Consider the following 18698-nt stretch of genomic DNA (forward strand, 5'->3'; position numbering starts at 1 on the left):
CGGGCCGCATAGCGAAAAACCGCCATTCTACCTGCTTTGTGAGGCCGAGGCCGCCCTGCGCGACCTGAACCACCAGCCCTGCTGCATCCCTGCCGCCGCCAGCAGGATCAGCGCCACGCCCAGCCACTGCAGCGGTGCCAAGCGATGACCGAAGGCTACCCAGTCCACCAGGATCGCGGCAATCGGATAGATGAACGACAGGGCGCCGGTCAGCGCCGTGGGTAGGCGTTGGATGGCGCTGTACAACAGCACGTACATCAACCCGGTATGCACCACCCCCAGTGTCACCAGACTACCCAGCGCAGCAGGCGCTGCCGGCAGCCCGCCGAACCCGACCCAAGGGGCCAGCAGCAGTGCGCCGGTACTTACCTGGATCAAGGCAATCAGGTGCGGCGGGGTCCCGCTCAAGCGCTTGATGATCAATGCCGCCACGGCATAGAGCAGCGCCGCCCCCAATGCCAGGCCGATACCCAGCAGGTACTCATCGCCGCCCTGCCCTTGCCCGTGAGCGCTGACGATCGCCAGCATGCCGAGGAAGGCCAGTGTCAGCCAGGTCAGCTTGGCTGCGGTAATCCGCTCGCCAAGAAACACCGCCGCCAGGCCCACCAGCAGGAACGGCTGGACGTTGTACACGGCCGTGCCGATGGCGATCGAGGCGCGCGAATAAGAGGCGAACAGCAACAACCAGTTGCCGACGATGGCGACCCCGCTGAGCACCGCCAACAGGAAGGTGGTGCGGCTCAGGATACCCGGCTTGAGGAAGCCCATGACCGCACAAATCAGCAGCAAGGTGCCAGCGCCCAGGACGCAGCGCCAGAACACCACGTCCAGCACCGGCTGCCCGGACACCAGCACGAACCAGCCAATGGTTCCGGAAATCAGCATGGCGGCGACCATTTCCAGCGAGCCGCGACGAATCGAACTGTCCATCTCATGCCTCCTGTCGAAGATGGCAACAGTATGCTGGCGCGGACATGGGCACTCCAGCGGATAAACAAGGCCAGAATCACCAATCGCCTTTACTATCAAGGCAGATTTGCACTTTTACCTGACGAGGCAAGTATGACCGACGATATCGACCAACTGCTGATCAATGCCCTGATGGAGGATTCGCGCCGCTCGCTCAAGGCCCTGGCGCAGATCAGCGGCCTCTCCGCCCCCAGCGTCAGCGAGCGGCTGCGCCGCCTGGAGGAACGCGGCGTGCTTCGCGGCTACACCGTGGAAATCGACCCACGCTGTTTCGGTTACCAGTTACAGGCCATCGTGCGAATCCGGCCGCTGCCGGGGCAATTGCAGGAAGTCGAGCGGCAGATCGTCGCCATTCCCGAGTTCACCGAATGCGACAAGGTTACCGGCGAGGACTGCTTCATCGCCCGCCTGCATGTGCGCTCGATGGAACAGCTGGACACCCTGCTTGACCGGCTCAACACCCTCGCCGAGACCAACACCGCGATCATCAAGAAGACACCGGTCAAGCGGCGCCTGCCACCGATGGCATGACCCAAGATTTGTACACAAGAATGTCACCTAGAGTGCCATTTTTGTGTGCACTGGTTACGGACATGCCCCAACACGTTACACCGGGAAGGCGATAAAAATTGACTCTAAAATCAACTAATAAGTGAATGCAAAATAAATACTGATCAAATGGTCAGTTTATAGTTCTTTATTTTCATAAAGTTATTAAACAAAAGGTCAAAGTCAAAGTAATAGCAACTCATAAACTGTGCCCTCTCTGGCATGGAACTGGCTTAAGTGAACTTGTGTTTTGTATACAACTTAAACAAAACATAAATACACAAGAACACGCAGCGCCTGCCCCGCAGGCCGCTAGCGCCCAGAACCCAGTGATGCCAATGCTGCACAGACGAGAAGGCGAGCCCGTGCGCAAGCCCGCCTCATCGCAGTCCTAGCGCATCAGGAGCCGCCGGAATGAGTAGCAGTCTCGACCTTGCCCCTGAACTTTCCGTTGCCAGCACCAGCCCCACCGCCACCACGCTGGAAAACCCCGCCGGACCGTACGAGCTGAGTCCACGCCTGCACAACCGTGATCTTGCGCCAACCCGCATCGAGGGTCGGCGCTGGGGTGGCTACAGCATCTTCGCCCTGTGGACCAACGATGTGCACAACATCGCCAACTACTCTTTCGCCATGGGGCTGTTCGCCCTGGGCCTTGGCGGCTGGCAGATTCTGGTCTCTCTGGCGATCGGTGCCGCGCTTGTCTACTTCTTCATGAACCTCTCCGGCTACATGGGCCAGAAGACCGGCGTACCGTTCCCGGTCATGAGCCGCATCGCCTTCGGTATCCATGGCGCGCAGATTCCCGCGCTGATCCGCGCGGTGATCGCGATCGCCTGGTTCGGTATCCAGACCTACCTGGCCTCGGTGGTACTGCGCGTGCTGCTCACCGCCGTGTGGCCACAGGTAGCCGCCTATGACCACGACAGCATTCTCGGATTGTCGAGCCTGGGCTGGGTATGCTTCGTGGCGATCTGGATCGTGCAGTTGGTGATCCTCGCCTACGGCATGGAGATGGTGCGCCGTTACGAAGGTTTCGCCGGGCCGGTGATCCTGCTGACCGTGGCGAGCCTGGCCGCCTGGATGTTCTTCAAGAACGATGCGCGCATCGCCTGGTCGGTGGCCGATCCGCTGACCGGCTACGAGATGTGGCGCAACATCTTTGCCGGCGGCGCGCTCTGGCTGGCAATCTACGGCACCCTGGTGCTCAACTTCTGCGACTTCGCCCGGTCCTCGCCATGCCGCAGGACCATCCGTGTCGGCAACTTCTGGGGCCTGCCAGTGAACATCCTGGTATTTGCGGTGATCACCGTGGTGCTGTGCGGCGCACAGTTCCAGATCAACGGGCAGGTGATCGACAGCCCGACCCAGATCGTCGCTACCATCCCCAACACCCTGTTCCTGGTCCTGGGCTGCATGGCCTTCCTGATCGTCACCGTTGCGGTGAACATCATGGCCAACTTCGTCGCCCCGGCCTTCGTGCTCAGCAACCTGGCACCACGCCACCTGAACTTCCGCCGCGCCGGGCTGATCAGTGCCACCGTGGCGGTGCTGATCCTCCCGTGGAACCTGTACAACAGCCCGCTGGTGATCGTGTACTTCCTGTCCGGCCTGGGCGCCCTGCTTGGCCCGCTGTACGGGGTGATCATGTCCGACTACTGGCTGTTGCGCAAAGGCCGGATCAACGTGCCGGAGCTGTACAGCGAGAACCCGGCCGGTGCCTACCACTATTCGCGGGGCGTCAACCTGCGCGCACTCGCGGCGTTCATTCCATCGGCCCTGCTGGCGATCGTGCTGGCACTGGTACCGCACTTCCACAGCGTCGCGCCATTCTCCTGGCTGATCGGTGCAGGTACCGCGGCCGCGCTCTACCTGCTGATCGCACCGCGCAATCGCCAATACCTCGACGTCAGCGGCGAAGCCATCGCCGTCGACCACAGCAGCCATTGATCAAGGGAAGTTCTTTGATGCGTATTCTGATCGTCAACGTCAACACCACCGAAGCCATCACCGAGGCCATTGCCGAACAGGCGCGCAGCGTTGCAGCGCCCGGCACCGAGATCGTCGGGCTGACGCCCTGGTTCGGCGCAGAGTCGGTGGAGGGAAATTTCGAGAGCTATCTGGCCGCCATCGCCGTGATGGACCGGGTGCTGGCCTACGACCAGCCCTACGACGCGGTGATCCAGGCCGGGTACGGCGAGCACGGCCGCGAAGGTTTGCAGGAGTTGCTCAATGTACCGGTGGTGGACATCACCGATGCCGCCGCCAGCACCGCGATGTACCTGGGCCATGCCTACTCGGTAGTCACCACGCTGGACCGCACCGTGCCGCTGATCGAGGATCGCCTGAAGCTGTCCGGACTGTATGACCGCTGCGCCTCGGTGCGGGCCAGCGGTCTGGCGGTGCTGGAGCTGGAAGCTGATCCGCAGCGCGCCGTGGAGGCCATCGTCGAACAGGCCGAGCGTGCCGTGCGTGACGACAAGGCCGAGGTGATCTGCCTGGGCTGCGGCGGCATGGCCGGGCTCGACGAACAGATTCGCCAGCGTACCGGCGTGCCAGTGGTTGATGGCGTGAGTGCGGCGGTGACCATCGCCGAATCGCTGGTGCGACTGGGGCTGAGCACGTCGAAAGTGCGCACCTATGCGACGCCACGGGTGAAGAAGGTGGTGGGCTGGCCGATGCGGCTGGGGCGGTAAATTCAGCTCGAGGCCGCCGTATCGTCATCCTGAAGGCGCGGCGGCCTTGTCACAAGCTGCCCCACTCTCCCAGTGATGCTTACGACTGGTCGACCTGCCGGTTGCTGCGCAGCATGAGAAAAATGCCGATGGATACAGCGGACGACTTCCACATGATTATTTCGTGACCGAAAACTCTCCACATTTCGGTCCATAAAAAGCTGGCCAAGCCACCCGCTAGAAGGGCCAGCCCTACCCATCCGCGCCAGGGTGATACGGTCCAGCGATCCAGTGTCCACCAGATGATCATGATCAAAATCGGCTGCAGCAGATCATCGAGCGACATGCTTAACCCCAGCTTCTGGTATCAGGGAAGTAGAACTGCGGTGCGGCGGTTGGGGCGGTAGCCCTTAAAGGCCAACGCCCCTCGACATCCCGTAGGATGAGCGTCGAAGGGCGTTGTAGCCAACAGTGTGCAATCAGTCCCGTTGCACATGGTGGTAGCGACGAAAGAACAAGCATGACCCCATCATCATGCACCACGCCTTCCACAACATTAGATCAATGCCGTAGTAGGACCAGGCTTGGACGAAAAGTAGGCTGAACAACCCAAAGGGAAATAGGAACAGCCCAAGCCACTTGCGCCAGACAGGCGATCTGATGACATGGTCAATGATAACCGTCACTACCAGCATCAGGCCTATCTGCACCGGATCTTCATACATATCCAGCATCATTGGTAAAGCCTGACAGCAATCGAGGAGTGCTGCGGCCCGATACCACCACGGACTCTCGCGTCTATGCCTATCAGGACATCGCCGGCATGGAAGGTGGGAAGACGGGAGGCGACAAGCGGAACCACGCTGGCTTTTGTCAACCCGCCAGCCAGCGGACCTGCCACGGCCGCAACCGCACCGCCCACAGCTCCCGAAACCACACTCGCCACGGTCCAGCGCTGCATATTGAGTTGATCCGCCTGCTCACGCGTCAACGGCAATGAAACCGCCACCACCATCACGCAGGGCAACTGCCCGGCCTGCATCCGCTCGTACAGTTCCTTCACCTTGCCGACCACGCGATACTGATGTCGGCCCGCTGTTGGAATATGCAGCGTATTGAGCCAGCAGCAGTTATCGGCCCTCACGGTGAACTCGATGACGTCGAAGGTCACGCCGCGATGACCGATGAACCGATAAGACCGATCGATTTCCATGCAACTCCGCATTCCTCACGCCCGGAATCGGATTTCCGGAAACCCGTGAACAGTGCCCTGTCGTCACTTGGAAATAAGTCAGTCTGGACACCCCGACCGAGTCAGAAACGTCTGAATCAGGTCGGGCAAACCTCGGACCCACCATCGAGTTCCTGACGCACGTTGCGGCTGAGCATGGTGGCCTTGCCGTCATGCCAGGTCAGGGTGATCACGTACAGAGTGTCGAAATCATCGCCGTCCCAGTCCGAGGTGATGACGCGCTTCTCGCCCAGGGCCTTGCCAGCCACGGCGTTTATCAGGTCTGGCAGGTAGCCGTGCGACCAGGCGGTGTAGACCGTGGCGTTGCGGTACTTGGCGCGCAGCAGTTCTTCGGCGAGATCGTCGTAGTCGTTGGCGCCGAAGTCGATATTGACCGGCAGCCCAAGGCGGATGGCGCTGGGGCTGATGGTCATGAGCGGGCGGATGTAGCTGTAGCGTTTATCCTCGCTGCCCTCCTCGACATGCCGGCCGGGGTCGGCGGCGAACACGTAGTCGGCAGCGCCGAAACGCTCCGGCAGCAACGTGGCCAGGTCGATGGCGCGGTTGAGGCCCTGGCAGTTCAGTTGCCCCAGCCCCTCGCCGGGCTTCTCGGCATGGCGCAGGAACACCAGCGTCTGGGTTCCATCACCGTGCTGGTCGCGGCTTTGCACCACATCGAGGGTCAGCGGTATCAGCACCGCGGCGAGGGTGAGACCGAGAAACAGGTGACGGCGTCGCAGGTATTGCATCCACTTCATGGCAGGGCTCGTTCGGCTAAGGACGGGGAGCATCCTTGCTTGTGCACCATCCTTGCCGGCGGCGGTGCAAGGCACCGGCCGCCTGATGGGCTCTTCCATGCTGGCCCTCCCTGGCAGCAGCCATGTTGGACCATCGATGTTGCCGAATTACGTCACCCTTGCAACAACTGGACATCAATCATCCCGCGTCAGCACCTCGAGCAACTCGATCTCGAAGGTCAGGTCCGAGTTCGGCGGGATGCTGCCCACCGAGCGCTCGCCATAGCCCAGGTGCGCGGGTACCTGCAGCCTGCGCTTGCCGCCCACGCGCATGCCCATCAGGCCCTGGTCCCAGCCCTTGATCACCCGGCCGGTACCGATCACGCACTGGAAGGGCTTGCCGCGCGACCAGGACGAGTCGAACTCGCTGCCGTCGGCCAGCCAGCCGGTGTACTGGGTGGTGATCAGGGCGCCTTTGACCACGGCCTTGCCGTCGCCTTCCTGGATCTCGGTGATGTGCAGTTCCTGAGTCACGGTCATTTCCTTGCGGCAGATTTCGAGGCCGCCCTTTTCTCAGGAATGCACGGATTTGGCAAGTCCGGGGGCGACGTCGTGCTGGCGCATCGACCACAGCACGCCACCGATCACCAGCACGATGGCTGCTGCCTCCAGCAAGGTTGGGCCAGACTGGCGCCAGAGGAAGGCATACAGCAGGCCGAACAGCGTCTCGAACACGATCAGTTGCCCGCTCAAGGTCAGTGGCAGACGCTTGGAGGCGGCATTCCACAAGGCCATGGCCAACCAGGAGCCGAGCACGGCGCAACCCAGCGCGGCAACCCAGAACAACCACCAGCGTTCGACACTGGCCTGCGCCTGCAATTGCTGCGGGAACCACAGGGCCAGAATGGCCAGCAGCACCAGGCTGACAAGACCGGTAACCGCGCCACACAGCACCGACCACTGGTGGCTGTCGAAACGTGCGCACTGCTTGAGGTAGCGGCTGTTCTCCCCGGCGTACCAGGTCCAGCAGGCCAGGGCGACCAGCGCATAGACCAGGCCCATGAACTTGTCGCCAGCATCGCCTGCTGCGAAGGCGAATGTCTCGAGGTTGATGCACGACATGCCGAGCAGGATCAGCATCAGAGGGCCGATCAGGCGCGACAGCGGCACCGCCCCGCTGTCGTTGCGGCCATAGAGAGTAATGGTCAGCGGCAGCACACCGACGATCAGCGAGGCGGGGGCCACGCCCACGCGCTGGATCGCCGCCACCAGGCAGATGAAGTACAGCAGGTTGCCGATCACCGACAGGCGCAACAGCATCCACAGGTCGCCCACCGTCAGGCGTCGCAACTGGCGGGCCATGGGCAGTGCCAGCAGCACCGAGATCAAGCCGACCATCACATAGCGCACGGTGCTGAGCAACACCGGATTGAACTCTGGCAGCACCTCCGGAACCATCAGTACCACCCCCCACATTGCGCCAGCCGTGCCGGCATACATCACCCCGCGTTTCACCTTGTCTCTCCTGTTGGTGGATGCGCGCAGGCTACCGGTTGCACGCTTGACCGACAAAAGATGAATGGGCATGCAGCCATTCCCTGGAGGAATGGCTTTCAGCTGAGTATGCTGACGCTCTGTAATCCCAGCAGGCGCAACCACCATGAGCCGCTACAGCCGTCACCTTCCGCCCCTCGACACGTTGATCGCCTTCGAAGCCGTGGCACGCACCGGCAGCTTCACCCGTGCAGCAGGCGAGCTGTACCTGACGCAAAGCGCGGTGAGCAAGCAGATCCGCCTGCTCGAGGATCATCTCGGTGCACAGCTGTTCGAGCGACGCGCCCGAGGCATCGTCCTGACCACCGCGGGCACGCAGTTCCACGGTTTCGTCGAGCCGATGCTCGACAAACTGTTGGCCCACGTGCAGCGGCTCAAGAGCGGGCACGGCGATCGACACGTCAGTGTCATCTGCACCCACGCCGTCGCCCAGTACTGGCTGTTCCCGCGCCTGCTGCGGTTCAACGAGCAGCATCCAGAACTGACGGTGAATATCCACGCCAGCAACGACATCAACGAGAGCCTGATCGCCGACTACGACCTCGGTATTCTCTATGGGCATGGCCGCTGGGCCTCGTTGCAGGCCAGCAAGCTGTTCGACGAGGTGATCTTCCCGATCGCCAGTACCGCACGCGCGCTGCCCACCATCGACAACGTTGCGCAGTTGCAGGGGCTACCGCTGATTCAGCTGGATGCCTCGGCCTGGAACTGCCTGGACTGGCATGACTGGTTCAGCCATTTCGGCTTGCGCTACCAGCCGCCGGCCGATGCGCTGACCTTCAATCAGGTCAATCTGGTGTTCGATGCCGTGCTGCAGGGCATGGGGGTGGGCTTGGGCTGGGAAGCCATGGCTCGCGAACGCATAAAAAGCGGGCTGATCCGACCGGTGTCGGACTTCGTGGTCCGCACCGGCCAGGCCGACTACCTCGTGCACGACCGACAGAACCCGCCCTCGTCCGCCGCCGAGGTGTTCGCCGAATGGCTGCTGGAGCAGGCCTAGCTGAACAGCTGCATGACCTGCTCGCCGGTGAGGTCCTGGGTCTGATTGGAGAAGCAGTACCAGCTCGGGCGCTCGTCGACGTAGATCTGCATCGTGAACTGCCAGTCATCGCCTTTGAGCAGGCCGACCGGCAAGGCGTATTCGTTCTTGGCGATCAACCGGTAGTAGAGGTGAGTGCCACACTGCCCGCAAAAGCCCCGCTCGGCCCAGTCGGAGGAGCGGAAGACGCTGGGAACAGCGCCTTCGAAACTGGGCGGCTGGGTGCAGTGCACTGCCAACATCGGGCCCCCGGCCCAGGTGCGGCACATGCTGCAGTGGCAAGCGTTGACTTCGAGGTTTTCGACCGTGGCAGTCAGGCGGGTGGCGCCGCAGAGGCAGGCGCCGTGCTTGGTATGAGACATGGGATGGGCTCCTGGCGGGTGGGGAAGCTGCAAAGTATAGCGGTACCGCTACAGACCTCTTTGCGGGCAAGTCGCAGCGGCGAACCGCCGCTCCCACAAGAGACCCGCAAGCCACCCTCGCCAGTCAGATGAACACTGTCCCTCGCATATACAGCGCCCCACGCCCACTGATGATCACCCGGCCGTTACCCGGCACCTCGCAATGCAACTGCCCCTTGCGCACCCCGCCCTGCTCGCAGCTGAGGCTGCGCTTGCCGAGGCGCTCGGACCAGTAAGGCGCCAGCGAGGTGTGTGCCGAGCCGGTCACCGGATCTTCGTTGATCCCCACGCGAGGGCCGAACCAGCGGGTGACAAAGTCGAAGCCGCGCCCCGGCGCAGTCACGGCAATGCCACGCACATCGAAGGCCGACAGCGCGACGAAATCGGGCTTGAGTGGATCGATCAACGCAGCATCATCGATCACCACCACGAAGTCATCCGAGCGGTACAGCGCGCGGGCGCTCGGCAGGCCGAGGGCCTCGAGCAGGCCATCGGGGATGTCCACCGCCACAGGTTGCTTGGCCGGGAAGTCCATGGCCAGCAAGCCATCTGCACCGCGACTGACGCGCAGCTCACCGCTGCGGGTATTGAAGCGCAACACCTCGGCCTGCTCATGCAACTGCTCGAACAACACCCAGGCCGAAGCCAGGGTGGCGTGGCCGCACAAATCGACCTCCACGGCCGGGGTGAACCAGCGCAGGTCGAAGCCTTCGCCGTTACGCACGAAGTAGGCCGTCTCGGACAGGTTGTTCTCTTCGGCGACGCGCTGCAGCACATCGTCCGGCAGCCAGCTGTCCAGCGGAATCACCGCCGCTGGGTTACCGCCAAACGGTTCGGCCGAAAAAGCATCGACCTGGAAGATCTCAAGTTGCATGCACACACTCCTTGTCAGGCGGGATCGAAAGCTGGGATTACGACAGTACTGGCGTGAGCACCGGCTCGCCAGCGAAGAATGCCTGGAGATTGCGCAGCACCAGGGTCACGGTGTCGCGCGCCGCTTCCGGCGACTGGCCGGCGACATGCGGGGTCAGCACGGTATTGCCCAACACCTTGAGTGCCTCGGGCACGGCAGGCTCGTCATCGAAGACATCCAATGCTGCGCCAGCGATGACGCCTGCCTGCAATGCCTGCACGAGCGCCTGGGTATCGACCACGCTCGCGCGGGCGATATTGACCAGATACCCCTCGCCCCCCAGCGCCTCGAGCACCGGGGCATCGACCAGATGCAGGGTACCGGCACCACCCGGGGTGGCGATCACCAGGATGTCCACGGCCTGGGCCAGTTGCAACGGGCTGTCGTACCAGGTGTAGGGCACATCACCACGCGGCGTACGACTGTGGTAGCTGACGCTCATGTCGAAGCCCTGGGCTGCACGCTTGGCGATGGCCTGGCCGATGGCGCCAAGGCCGATGATGCCAAGGCGCTTGCCGCTCACCGATGGGCTGATGACCCGGTTCCATTCACCGCGCCGGGTGCTGGCATCGGCCCGGGGAATGTCGCGCAACATTGCCAGCAACAGGGCCATGGCGTGATCGGCGACCGGACCTGCGTTGGCGCCAGCACCGTTGGTGACGGTGATGCCACGGGCCTTGGCGGCGGCCAGGTCGACCTGCTCATAGCCTGCGCCGATCACGCAGATGATTTCGAGTTTGGGCAGTGCCTGGATTTCAGCACCGGTCAGGCCCAGCGGGCCACGGGTGAGGACAGCATCGATCTGCTCGGCATGCTCGGCGATGGCTTGCGCTCGCCGTTGCGGGGATGGGGCACGAATCAGGCGGTAACCGGCCTGCTCCAGCAGCGGCAGGTAATCATCGACGGTTTCCACCAGTACCAGGACTGTCTTGCTCATGCCACCCTCCGGTTCGATTCAGAGGGGGATTATGCCAGTTCGGCGGGAGACTGCGAGGGCCTCTATCGCGGGGGCGAGCCCACGACAGGGACGTGAAGGATACTTACTGCGCGAAGGCCCTGCCCAACCCGCCCGGCACACCGCTGCTGTCGGTTTCCTGCCATGGGCCATTGGGGCTCAGCGACCAGCTCCAGCCCTTGTCATAACGGTAGTAGGTGCGCTGACGATAGAAGGTGTTGGGCTGCTTCTCCAGCACATAGACGCCAAGCTTCGGGTCCCAGTGGCTGGCACCGCCTGGCGGGGGCGCGAAGCTCGCGGAGGTGCGTGGCATCGGCTTGGGAATACCGGACGGCGCGCCAGGCTGCGGTGCGGGCTGTCCGCCCGGTAGCGGCTTGACCACCGGCCCCTGGTGCGGTGGTGGCGTGGTCTCGATCGGTGGCAGCGACTCGCGCTCGCCTGGCTGGTGCACCGTACAGGCAGAAAGCCCCAGGGCCAGGGTGATCAGGGTCAGGCGTACGCTGCGGTTCATGGCGGCAATCTCTTATCGGTCGGGACGGTCGATGGTCAGGTGCTGGGTTGGCTGGCCGCGGGTAGCCAGCGGCGCGCTCTGGCCGATCCACTCGCCCTGGGTCGGCTGGCCGGCACGCGATACGCGCGCAACCAGTTGGACTTCAGCGAAGTCCGACAGTTTCATCTGCGGCATCATCGCGTCGGCATCCGACAGCTGCACTTCGATCGGCAACTGCGCCACAGTCACCCGCTTGGCCGCCAGCGGCATCGGCGGGCCGTTGCTGGCGCGGGCGAAGATGAACACGGTGTCGTCCGGCTTGACCTTGTCCTTGAGCGCTGCGGCCAGCTCGACACGCACGGTCAGGCTCGCCGCCTGCACCGGTTTGCCGCCATCGGCCTTGAGCTTGTCGGCGGCACGGTCGATACCGCCCTGCAGGGCGGCGCGCGAGGCATCGCCTTCAGGCAGTTGCGCCAGCAGGCGCTGCCAGTAATCGATCGCTTCCTGATAGTGCTCGCCCTCGAAGGCAGCGATGCCGCGCAGCCCCAGGCTGGTAACCTCGTTCGGGTCGGCCTTGAGTGCTTCGTCGGTCAGGCTCTGCAGTTGCGCACTCCACTGCTTGTCGGCAGCGAAGTACTGCGCCTGGGCCCACTGCCCGAGCAGCTCGGGTTCACGACCGGCCAGGGCGACCGCACGCTCGAAGGCCTTGGCGGCATCGGCAGGACGCTGGTCGGCCATGTAGGCGCGGCCGAGGAAATACAGGCCCTCGGCAGAGTCCGGCTGAGCCTGCACGGCACGCTCCAGGCGCGTGGTCATCTCCTGCATGGTTTTCGGCGCATCGGCGAACTCACGGGTCAGCTCGACCTTGTCGGCGGCGCCGAAATGCAGGTACAACCCCAGCGCCATTACCGGCACCAGCACGGCAGCCACCAGCGGCAGGGTCTTGCCCAGATGCCCCTGACGCGGCGCCTCGCTACCTTCGGTGTCGGACAGCAGTTCACGGGCCGCCTCGTCGCGCCCCTTGGCCAGTTGCCCGGCGTCGAGCACCCCGGCCTCCTGCTGCGCAGTCAACTCAGCGACCCGCTCCTGATACAAGGCCACGTTGAGCGCGGTGCGGTCTTCTTCGGCCTGCTGCTGGCGGCGGCCACGCAGGATCGGGATCAGCAGGAAAGCCAGGGCGGCGAGCAACAGCAGGCCCGCACTCAGCCAGAATTCAGTCATGGGTCTGTTCTTTATCCAGCAGTTTGGCGAGACGTTCGCGTTCGTCCACGGAGAGTTCGGAGTTGCCCTGCGCCACCGGGCTGCGACGCCGACGGACGATCACCGCCAGCACCACGAAGCCGCCAGCCAGCAACACGCCAGGGCCGAACCAGAGCAACCAGGTACGCGCCGTCAGCGCTGGTTTGTAGCGTACGAAGTCGCCGTAGCGATCGACCATGAAGTCGATGATCTGCTGGTTGCTCTGGTTTTCGCCGAGCATGCGGAAGATTTCCCGGCGCAGATCGGCGGCGATCGGTGCGTTGGAGTCGGCGATGTCCTGGTTCTGGCACTTGGGGCAGCGCAGTTCCTTGGTCAGTTGCTGGTAGCGCTCGCGCTCGGCATCGTCGCGGAACTGATAGGTATCGATGGCCGCCCTGGCCATGCCGGCCAGGCTCAAGCCAAGTATGGCGGCGGCAAGCCAGCGCTTCATGGCCGCCCCTCATCGACCAGCCCCTGGTAAAGCGGCGCCAGTTGCTCGCGCCAGACCGTGGCGTCGACCACACCGACATGCTTGTAGCGGATGATGCCTTTGGCGTCGATGAGGAAGGTTTCCGGCGCGCCGTATACACCAAGGTCCAGGCCCAGAGTACCCTGCTCGTCGCGGATGTCGAGCTGGTAAGGGTTGTGGAACTCCGCCAGCCATTTGAGCGCGGCGGCGTTGTCGTCCTTGTAGTTGATGCCGTGGATCACCACGCCTTGCTCGGCCAGTTGGTTCAGGTAAGGGTGCTCGACCTTGCACGATGGGCACCAGGTGCCCCAGACGTTGACCAGCGCCGGTCGCCCCTGCAGGTCGGCCTGGGTCAGGGTCCGGTCGCCCTGCACGCTCTGCAGCGAGAATGCCGGGAATGGCTTGCCGATCATCGCCGACGGCAGTTCGTCGGGCTTGAGGAACAGCCCCTTGTACAGAAACACGGCCATCAGCAGGAACACCGCCAATGGCACTACCATGATCCAACGCTTCATGCCGTCGCTCCAGACAGGCCCAATGTATCGCGCACCCGCGCCGTGACCTTGACCCGATAACGCCGATCGAGCGCTGCAAGCAGCCCGCCCAATGCGGTCAGCAAGCCGCCCAGCCAGATCCAGCGCACATAGGGCTTGATGTGTACCCGTACCGCCCAGGCACCGTTCTCCAGTGGCTCGCCCAGGGCGACATAGAGGTCGCGGGTAAAGCCGGCATCGATACCGGCCTCGGTCATCATCGATTGCTGCACGGTGTACAGGCGTTTTTCCGGGTGCAGCACGGTCACTTCACGCCCCTCGCGCGACACACGGATGGTGCCCCTGTCGGAGATGAAGTTCGGCCCCTCGAAGTGCTTGGCCCCCTCGAACAGGAAGTGATAACCGCCCAGTTCGACGCTTTCGCCCGGCGCCATGCGCAGGTCGCGCTCGGCGCTGTTGTTGCTCGACAGCACCACACCCAGGGCACACACCACCAACCCCAGGTGCGCCAGGTGCATCCCCCAGTAGCTGCGATGCAGGCCGCGCAGCCCCTTGAGCAGGCCCTTGTGACGGGTCTTGTCGAGAATATCGCGCACCCCGCCGAGCACCACCCAGGCGGCCAGGGCGAAGACGCTGAGCGCCGGCCAGTCGAAGTCGTCGACGATCAGCCCGGCGACCGGCGCCAGGATCGCGCTGCCGATCAGCACCGGCGTCAGCATGCCGAACAGCCATTTGCCAGGCGTATCCTTCCAGCGCACCAGCACACCAATCGCCAGCACTACCATCAGCAGCGCCATCAACGGCAGGAACAACGCATCGAAGTAAGGTGGGCCGACCGACAGCTTGGCGCCGGTCAGGGCGTCGAGCACCAGCGGGTAGAGCGTGCCCAGCAGGATCATCGAGGCCGCCACCACCAGCACCAGGTTGTTGGCCAGCAGCAGCGTCTCGCGCGACCACAGGCCAAAGCCCACGTGGCTCTTGACCACCGGTGCGCGCAGGGCGAACAGGGTCAGCGAGCCGCCGACCACGAAGAGCAGGAAGATCAGGATGAACACACCGCGCGACGGGTCGGCGGCGAAGGCATGTACCGAGGTCAGCACCCCGGAGCGCACCAGGAAGGTACCCAGCAGGCTCAGCGAGAACGCCGCGATGGCCAGCAGCACGGTCCAGCTCTTGAACACCCCGCGCTTTTCGGTCACTGCCAGCGAGTGAATCAGCGCAGTGCCGACCAGCCATGGCATGAACGAGGCGTTTTCCACTGGATCCCAGAACCACCAGCCGCCCCAGCCCAGCTCATAGTAGGCCCACCAGGAGCCGAGCGTGATGCCGATGCCGAGGAAGGCCCAGGCGACGATGGTCCAGGGCCGCGACCAGCGCGCCCAGGCGGCATCCAGGCGACCACCGAGCAACGCCGCGATGGCGAAGGCGAAGGCCACCGAGAAGCCCACGTAGCCCATGTACAGCATCGGCGGATGGACGATCAGGCCGAAGTCCTGCAGCAGCGGATTGAGGTCGCGACCGTCGGTGGGCACCTGTGGCAGCAGGCGGGTGAACGGGTTGGAGGTGATGATCAGGAACGACAGGAAACCGGTGCTGATCATGCCCATCACCGCCAGCACCCGCGCCAGCATCACCTGCGGCAACTGGCGCGAGAACACCGACACGGCGAAGGTCCAGCCACCCAGGATCAACGCCCAGAGCAGCAGCGAGCCTTCGTGGGCGCCCCACACGGCGCTGAACTTGTAGTACCAGGGCAGTGCGGTGTTGGAGTTGTGGGCGACATAGGCGACCGAGAAATTGTCGGTCATGAAGGCATGGGTGAGGCAGGCGAAGGCAAAGGCGAGGAAGGCGAACTGGCCCCAGGCCGCAGGGCGCGCCAGACTCATCCAGAGACGGTCGCCACGCCAGGCACCGAGCAGCGGCACGCTGGCCTGCACCACGGCAAAACAGATCGCCAGGATCATCGCCAACTGGCCAAGCTCGGGGATCACCAGGGCAGCGTTCATGGCTTGACCTCGCCGGCAGTGGCGGCCTGGCCGCTCTCCTTGAGCGCCTTGGTCACCTCAGGCGGCATGTACTTCTCGTCATGCTTGGCCAGCACCTCGTCAGCCACCACCACGCCCTCGGCGTTGAGCTTGCCCAAGGCAACGATGCCCTGCCCTTCGCGGAACAGGTCCGGGAGGATGCCACGGTAGGTGATCGGCACCGATTTGTTGAAGTCGGTGACCACGAAGCGTACGTCGAGCGAGTCGGCCGAGCGCTGCACCGAGCCCTTCTCGACCATGCCGCCGGCGCGAATGCGTGTGTCCTGCGGCGCCTCGCCGTTGGCGATCTGGGTGGGCGTGTAGAACAGGTTGATGTTCTGCTGCAGGGCACTCAGGGCAAAGCCAAGGGCTACGGCGACGCCGACCAGCAGGCCGAGGATGAGCAACAGGCGTTTCTTGCGCTGCGGATTCACTGGTGGTTCTCCCGGCGCAGACGGCGCGCCTCTTCTTGCAGGTAGCGGCGGCGGGCCTGCAGCGGCAGGGCGACATTGATCGCCAGTACCATCAGGCAGATGCCATAGGCCGACCACACGTACAGGCCATGATGGCCCATGGCGAGGAAATCACTGAAGGAGGCGAAACTCATCGCACGGTCTCCCGGCCCAGGCTGCTGAGCACCTCTTCGCGCACCCAACTGGCACGCGCTTCGCGCTTGAGCACTTCAAGGCGCATGCGCAGCAGCAGCACGGCGCCGAAGAAGCAATAGAACCCCAGCACCGTCAGCAATAGCGGCAGCCACATCTCGGCGGGCATGGCCGGTTTTTCGGTGAGGGTGAAGGTGGCGCCCTGGTGCAGGGTGTTCCACCACTCCACCGAGTACTTGATGATCGGGATGTTGACCACCCCGACGATGGCCAGCACCGCGCACGCCTTGGCGGCGCTGTCACGGTTACTGATGGCCTGGCCCAGGGCGATGATGCCGAAGTACAGGAACAGCAGGATCAGCATCGAGGTCAGGCGCGCGTCCCACACCCACCAGCTGCCCCAGGTCGGTTTGCCCCAGATCGCCCCGGTGACCAGCGCCACCGCGGTCATCCAGGCCCCGATGGGGGCGGCGCACTGCAGGGCGACGTCGGCCAGCTTCATCTTCCACACCAGCCCCACCACACCGGCGACCGCCAGCAGCACGTAGCAGGACTGCGCGAGCATGGCCGCAGGTACGTGGATATAGATGATGCGGAAGCTGTTGCCCTGCTGGTAGTCCTGCGGGGCGAAAGCCAGGCCCCAGGCGATGCCCACCAGCAGCAGGAGCACGGCAGCGATGGTCAGCCACGGCAGCATACGGCCGCTGATGGCATAGAACCATTTGGGGGAACCCAGTTTGTGGAACCACGTCCAGCTCATTTTCATCAGGGTACATCCAGGGTCTTTGCCGGGCTTCGGTGCCCGGGACTCGTTATTCGCCGACGCTGATCTTCAGGCCGGCCGCTATCGCAAAGGGTGTCAGTGTCACGGCCAGGGCGGTCAGGCTGGCCAGCCAGAGCAGGTGTCCGGTCGCGGGCATATTCTGCAACGCCGCCTGCAACGCACCACTGCCCAGGATCAATACAGGGATATACAACGGCAGAATCAGCAACGCCAGCAGCAAACCACCGCGCTTGAGCCCGACCGTCAACGCCGCGCCCACCGCCCCCAGCAAGCTCAGCACCGGAGTGCCCAGCAGCAGCGAGCCGAGCAGCACCGGCAGGCAGGCGACTGGCAAACCCAGCATCAGCGCCAGCAGTGGCGCCAACAATACCAGCGCCAGCCCGGAAAAGGTCCAGTGCGCCAAAACCTTGGCCAGCACCAGCAATGGCAGTGGATGCGGTGATAGCACCCACTGCTCCAGCGAGCCATCTTCGAAATCGCTGCGGAACAGGCCGTCCAGCGACAGCAATACCGCCAGCAAAGCCGCGACCCAGACCAGTCCAGGCGACAAGGTTTGCAACAATTGCGTCTCGGGGCCGACCGCCAGCGGAAACAGCGCTATGACGATGGCGAAGAACACCAGCGGGTTGGCCAGCTCCGCCGGGCGACGGAACAACAGGCGCGCTTCGCGGCGCAGCAACAGAAGGAATACGCTCATGCCGCCCACTGCCCCAGGTTGAGTTCACGGTAGCCGGACGGTCTGTGCTCAAGGTTGTGATGGGTGGTCAGCACCACCGTGCCCCCCTGCTCGCAGTGCGCGGCCAGGTGCGCTTCGAGCTGGGCCACCCCCTGTTTGTCGAGGGCGGTGAACGGTTCATCGAGGATCCACAGTGGCGGGCAGTCCAGGTACAGGCGGGCCAGGGCGACGCGGCGCTGCTGGCCGGCCGAGAGGGTGTGGCAAGGCACATCCTCGAATCCGCGCAGGCCGACCGCCTCGAGAGCCGTCCAGATGCCCTCGCGGGTCGCGGGTCGATGCAGGGCGCAGAGCCAGGCAAGGTTCTCTTCGGCCGTCAGCAACTCCTTGATCCCGGCAGCATGCCCGATCCACAGCAGGATACTGGCCAGGGCATGGCGCTGCTCGCCGAGGGCGCGGCCATCGAGCAGGATCTGCCCTGCCGTCGGCTGCATCAGGCCGGCCAACAGGCGCAGCAGGCTGGTCTTGCCGCTGCCATTGGGGCCGCTGACCTGCAGCATGTCGCCGGGGCGCAGTTCGAAGTCAAGGTGCTCGAAGAGCAGTCGCCAGTCGCGCTCGCAGGCAAGGTTCGCGGCTTGGAGGTGGAGGGTCACGGTTTCGCCTTATGCTGTTCATGGCGTGTCGAGCAGTGGCGCCTTCTTCGCGGGCAGGCCCGCTCCCACAGAGGCAGCAGCGATCCTGTGGGAGCGGGCTTGCCCGCGAATGAAACACCGCAGATCAACACCCTTGTCTCAAGTCGCCCTGCCACTGGCCGTTATACTGGCAGTGGCAACGCGACCGGCATTATTACATGTGCCATCCCGCTGCCAAGAGGGCTGGCTCGACAGGTTGTATACA

General features: G+C 63.9%; 23 protein-coding genes. 4 read left to right on the top strand and 19 right to left on the bottom strand.

Annotation, left to right across the window (positions count from 1 at the left end; all coding sequences use genetic code 11):
* Positions 1-27 precede the first annotated feature (27 nt).
* Positions 28-930, bottom strand: a complete 903-nt coding sequence (locus tag ACTYOL_RS19275) for a DMT family transporter (protein ID WP_054894756.1) — start codon at positions 928-930, stop codon at positions 28-30.
* Between the two features lie 132 nt (positions 931-1062).
* Between ACTYOL_RS19275 and ACTYOL_RS19280 the strand changes: the two genes are divergently transcribed.
* The 3 genes from ACTYOL_RS19280 (at position 1063) to ACTYOL_RS19290 (ending at position 4214) form a co-directional block, all read left to right on the top strand.
* Positions 1063-1500: an Lrp/AsnC family transcriptional regulator gene (locus ACTYOL_RS19280; protein ID WP_063545655.1), complete on the top strand. Its 438-nt coding sequence runs from the start codon at positions 1063-1065 to the stop codon at positions 1498-1500.
* A 432-nt stretch (positions 1501-1932) separates the two neighbouring features.
* Positions 1933-3468, top strand: a complete 1536-nt coding sequence (locus ACTYOL_RS19285; protein WP_200602789.1) for an NCS1 family nucleobase:cation symporter-1 — start codon at positions 1933-1935, stop codon at positions 3466-3468.
* A gap of 17 nt (positions 3469-3485) precedes the next feature.
* Positions 3486-4214 (top strand): aspartate/glutamate racemase family protein, encoded by a 729-nt coding sequence (locus ACTYOL_RS19290; RefSeq protein WP_054894753.1) that lies wholly within the window; start codon positions 3486-3488, stop codon positions 4212-4214.
* Positions 4215-4293: 79 nt separating this feature from the next.
* Here ACTYOL_RS19290 and ACTYOL_RS19295 read toward each other — a convergent pair whose 3' ends face one another.
* The 5 genes from ACTYOL_RS19295 to ACTYOL_RS19315 all read right to left on the bottom strand — a co-directional run bounded on the left by ACTYOL_RS19295 (position 4294) and on the right by ACTYOL_RS19315 (position 7748).
* The gene (locus ACTYOL_RS19295; RefSeq protein WP_197891571.1) at positions 4294-4539 is read right to left on the bottom strand and encodes a hypothetical protein; all 246 of its coding nucleotides are present in this window, start codon (positions 4537-4539) and stop codon (positions 4294-4296) included.
* 387 nt (positions 4540-4926) lie between these two features.
* Positions 4927-5406 (bottom strand): hypothetical protein, encoded by a 480-nt coding sequence (locus tag ACTYOL_RS19300; RefSeq protein WP_444756937.1) that lies wholly within the window; start codon positions 5404-5406, stop codon positions 4927-4929.
* 116 nt (positions 5407-5522) lie between these two features.
* On the bottom strand, positions 5523-6182 hold the full coding sequence (locus ACTYOL_RS19305; RefSeq protein WP_054894750.1) for a hypothetical protein: 660 nt from the start codon (positions 6180-6182) through the stop codon (positions 5523-5525).
* Between the two features lie 174 nt (positions 6183-6356).
* Positions 6357-6695 (bottom strand): FKBP-type peptidyl-prolyl cis-trans isomerase, encoded by a 339-nt coding sequence (locus ACTYOL_RS19310; protein WP_054894778.1) that lies wholly within the window; start codon positions 6693-6695, stop codon positions 6357-6359.
* Positions 6696-6734: 39 nt separating this feature from the next.
* Positions 6735-7748 (bottom strand): DMT family transporter, encoded by a 1014-nt coding sequence (locus ACTYOL_RS19315; protein WP_444756938.1) that lies wholly within the window; start codon positions 7746-7748, stop codon positions 6735-6737.
* Positions 7749-7821: 73 nt separating this feature from the next.
* On the opposite strand from ACTYOL_RS19315, the gene ACTYOL_RS19320 reads away from it, so the two are divergent.
* The gene (locus ACTYOL_RS19320) at positions 7822-8715 is read left to right on the top strand and encodes a LysR substrate-binding domain-containing protein (RefSeq protein ID WP_444756939.1); all 894 of its coding nucleotides are present in this window, start codon (positions 7822-7824) and stop codon (positions 8713-8715) included.
* Here ACTYOL_RS19320 and ACTYOL_RS19325 read toward each other — a convergent pair.
* From ACTYOL_RS19325 to ccmA, 13 genes are all read right to left on the bottom strand, one after another.
* On the bottom strand, positions 8712-9116 hold the full coding sequence (locus tag ACTYOL_RS19325) for a GFA family protein (protein WP_054894747.1): 405 nt from the start codon (positions 9114-9116) through the stop codon (positions 8712-8714). The two genes, ACTYOL_RS19320 and ACTYOL_RS19325, sit on opposite strands and share 4 nt — an antisense overlap.
* Positions 9117-9240: 124 nt before the next feature.
* Positions 9241-10029: a PhzF family phenazine biosynthesis protein gene (locus tag ACTYOL_RS19330; RefSeq protein ID WP_444756940.1), complete on the bottom strand. Its 789-nt coding sequence runs from the start codon at positions 10027-10029 to the stop codon at positions 9241-9243.
* A gap of 37 nt (positions 10030-10066) precedes the next feature.
* Positions 10067-11005, bottom strand: a complete 939-nt coding sequence (locus tag ACTYOL_RS19335) for a 2-hydroxyacid dehydrogenase (RefSeq protein WP_444756941.1) — start codon at positions 11003-11005, stop codon at positions 10067-10069.
* 103 nt (positions 11006-11108) lie between these two features.
* Entirely contained in the window at positions 11109-11534 is a 426-nt protein-coding gene (locus tag ACTYOL_RS19340) for a hypothetical protein (RefSeq protein WP_065862031.1), read from the bottom strand.
* A gap of 12 nt (positions 11535-11546) precedes the next feature.
* Positions 11547-12734, bottom strand: coding sequence for a c-type cytochrome biogenesis protein CcmI (gene ccmI / locus ACTYOL_RS19345; RefSeq protein ID WP_153774572.1), 1188 nt, complete (start codon positions 12732-12734; stop codon positions 11547-11549).
* Positions 12727-13203 carry a cytochrome c-type biogenesis protein gene (locus tag ACTYOL_RS19350; protein WP_197891559.1) on the bottom strand — a complete coding sequence of 159 codons (477 nt, stop codon included), beginning with the start codon at positions 13201-13203 and terminating at the stop codon, positions 12727-12729. The genes ccmI and ACTYOL_RS19350 overlap by 8 nt, the downstream gene beginning before the upstream one ends.
* On the bottom strand, positions 13200-13736 hold the full coding sequence (locus ACTYOL_RS19355; RefSeq protein WP_063545665.1) for a DsbE family thiol:disulfide interchange protein: 537 nt from the start codon (positions 13734-13736) through the stop codon (positions 13200-13202). Before ACTYOL_RS19355 ends, ACTYOL_RS19350 begins: the two co-directional genes overlap by 4 nt.
* Positions 13733-15706, bottom strand: coding sequence for a heme lyase CcmF/NrfE family subunit (locus ACTYOL_RS19360; RefSeq protein ID WP_444758167.1), 1974 nt, complete (start codon positions 15704-15706; stop codon positions 13733-13735). Before ACTYOL_RS19360 ends, ACTYOL_RS19355 begins: the two co-directional genes overlap by 4 nt.
* An 11-nt stretch (positions 15707-15717) precedes the next feature.
* Entirely contained in the window at positions 15718-16173 is a 456-nt protein-coding gene (ccmE, locus tag ACTYOL_RS19365; RefSeq protein ID WP_054895613.1) for a cytochrome c maturation protein CcmE, read from the bottom strand.
* The gene (gene ccmD / locus ACTYOL_RS19370) at positions 16170-16346 is read right to left on the bottom strand and encodes a heme exporter protein CcmD (protein WP_153774575.1); all 177 of its coding nucleotides are present in this window, start codon (positions 16344-16346) and stop codon (positions 16170-16172) included. The genes ccmE and ccmD overlap by 4 nt, the downstream gene beginning before the upstream one ends.
* A complete protein-coding gene (locus tag ACTYOL_RS19375; RefSeq protein WP_054895615.1) occupies positions 16343-17110 on the bottom strand; it encodes a heme ABC transporter permease in 768 nt (255 codons plus the stop codon). The genes ccmD and ACTYOL_RS19375 overlap by 4 nt, the downstream gene beginning before the upstream one ends.
* A 46-nt stretch (positions 17111-17156) precedes the next feature.
* Entirely contained in the window at positions 17157-17825 is a 669-nt protein-coding gene (ccmB, locus tag ACTYOL_RS19380; RefSeq protein WP_153774577.1) for a heme exporter protein CcmB, read from the bottom strand.
* The gene (gene ccmA / locus ACTYOL_RS19385) at positions 17822-18454 is read right to left on the bottom strand and encodes a cytochrome c biogenesis heme-transporting ATPase CcmA (RefSeq protein WP_063545670.1); all 633 of its coding nucleotides are present in this window, start codon (positions 18452-18454) and stop codon (positions 17822-17824) included. The genes ccmB and ccmA overlap by 4 nt, the downstream gene beginning before the upstream one ends.
* Positions 18455-18698: the final 244 nt, after the last annotated feature.

Source organism: Pseudomonas sp. A014 (assembly GCF_052378495.1).
Lineage (GTDB): Bacteria > Pseudomonadota > Gammaproteobacteria > Pseudomonadales > Pseudomonadaceae > Aquipseudomonas > Aquipseudomonas machongensis.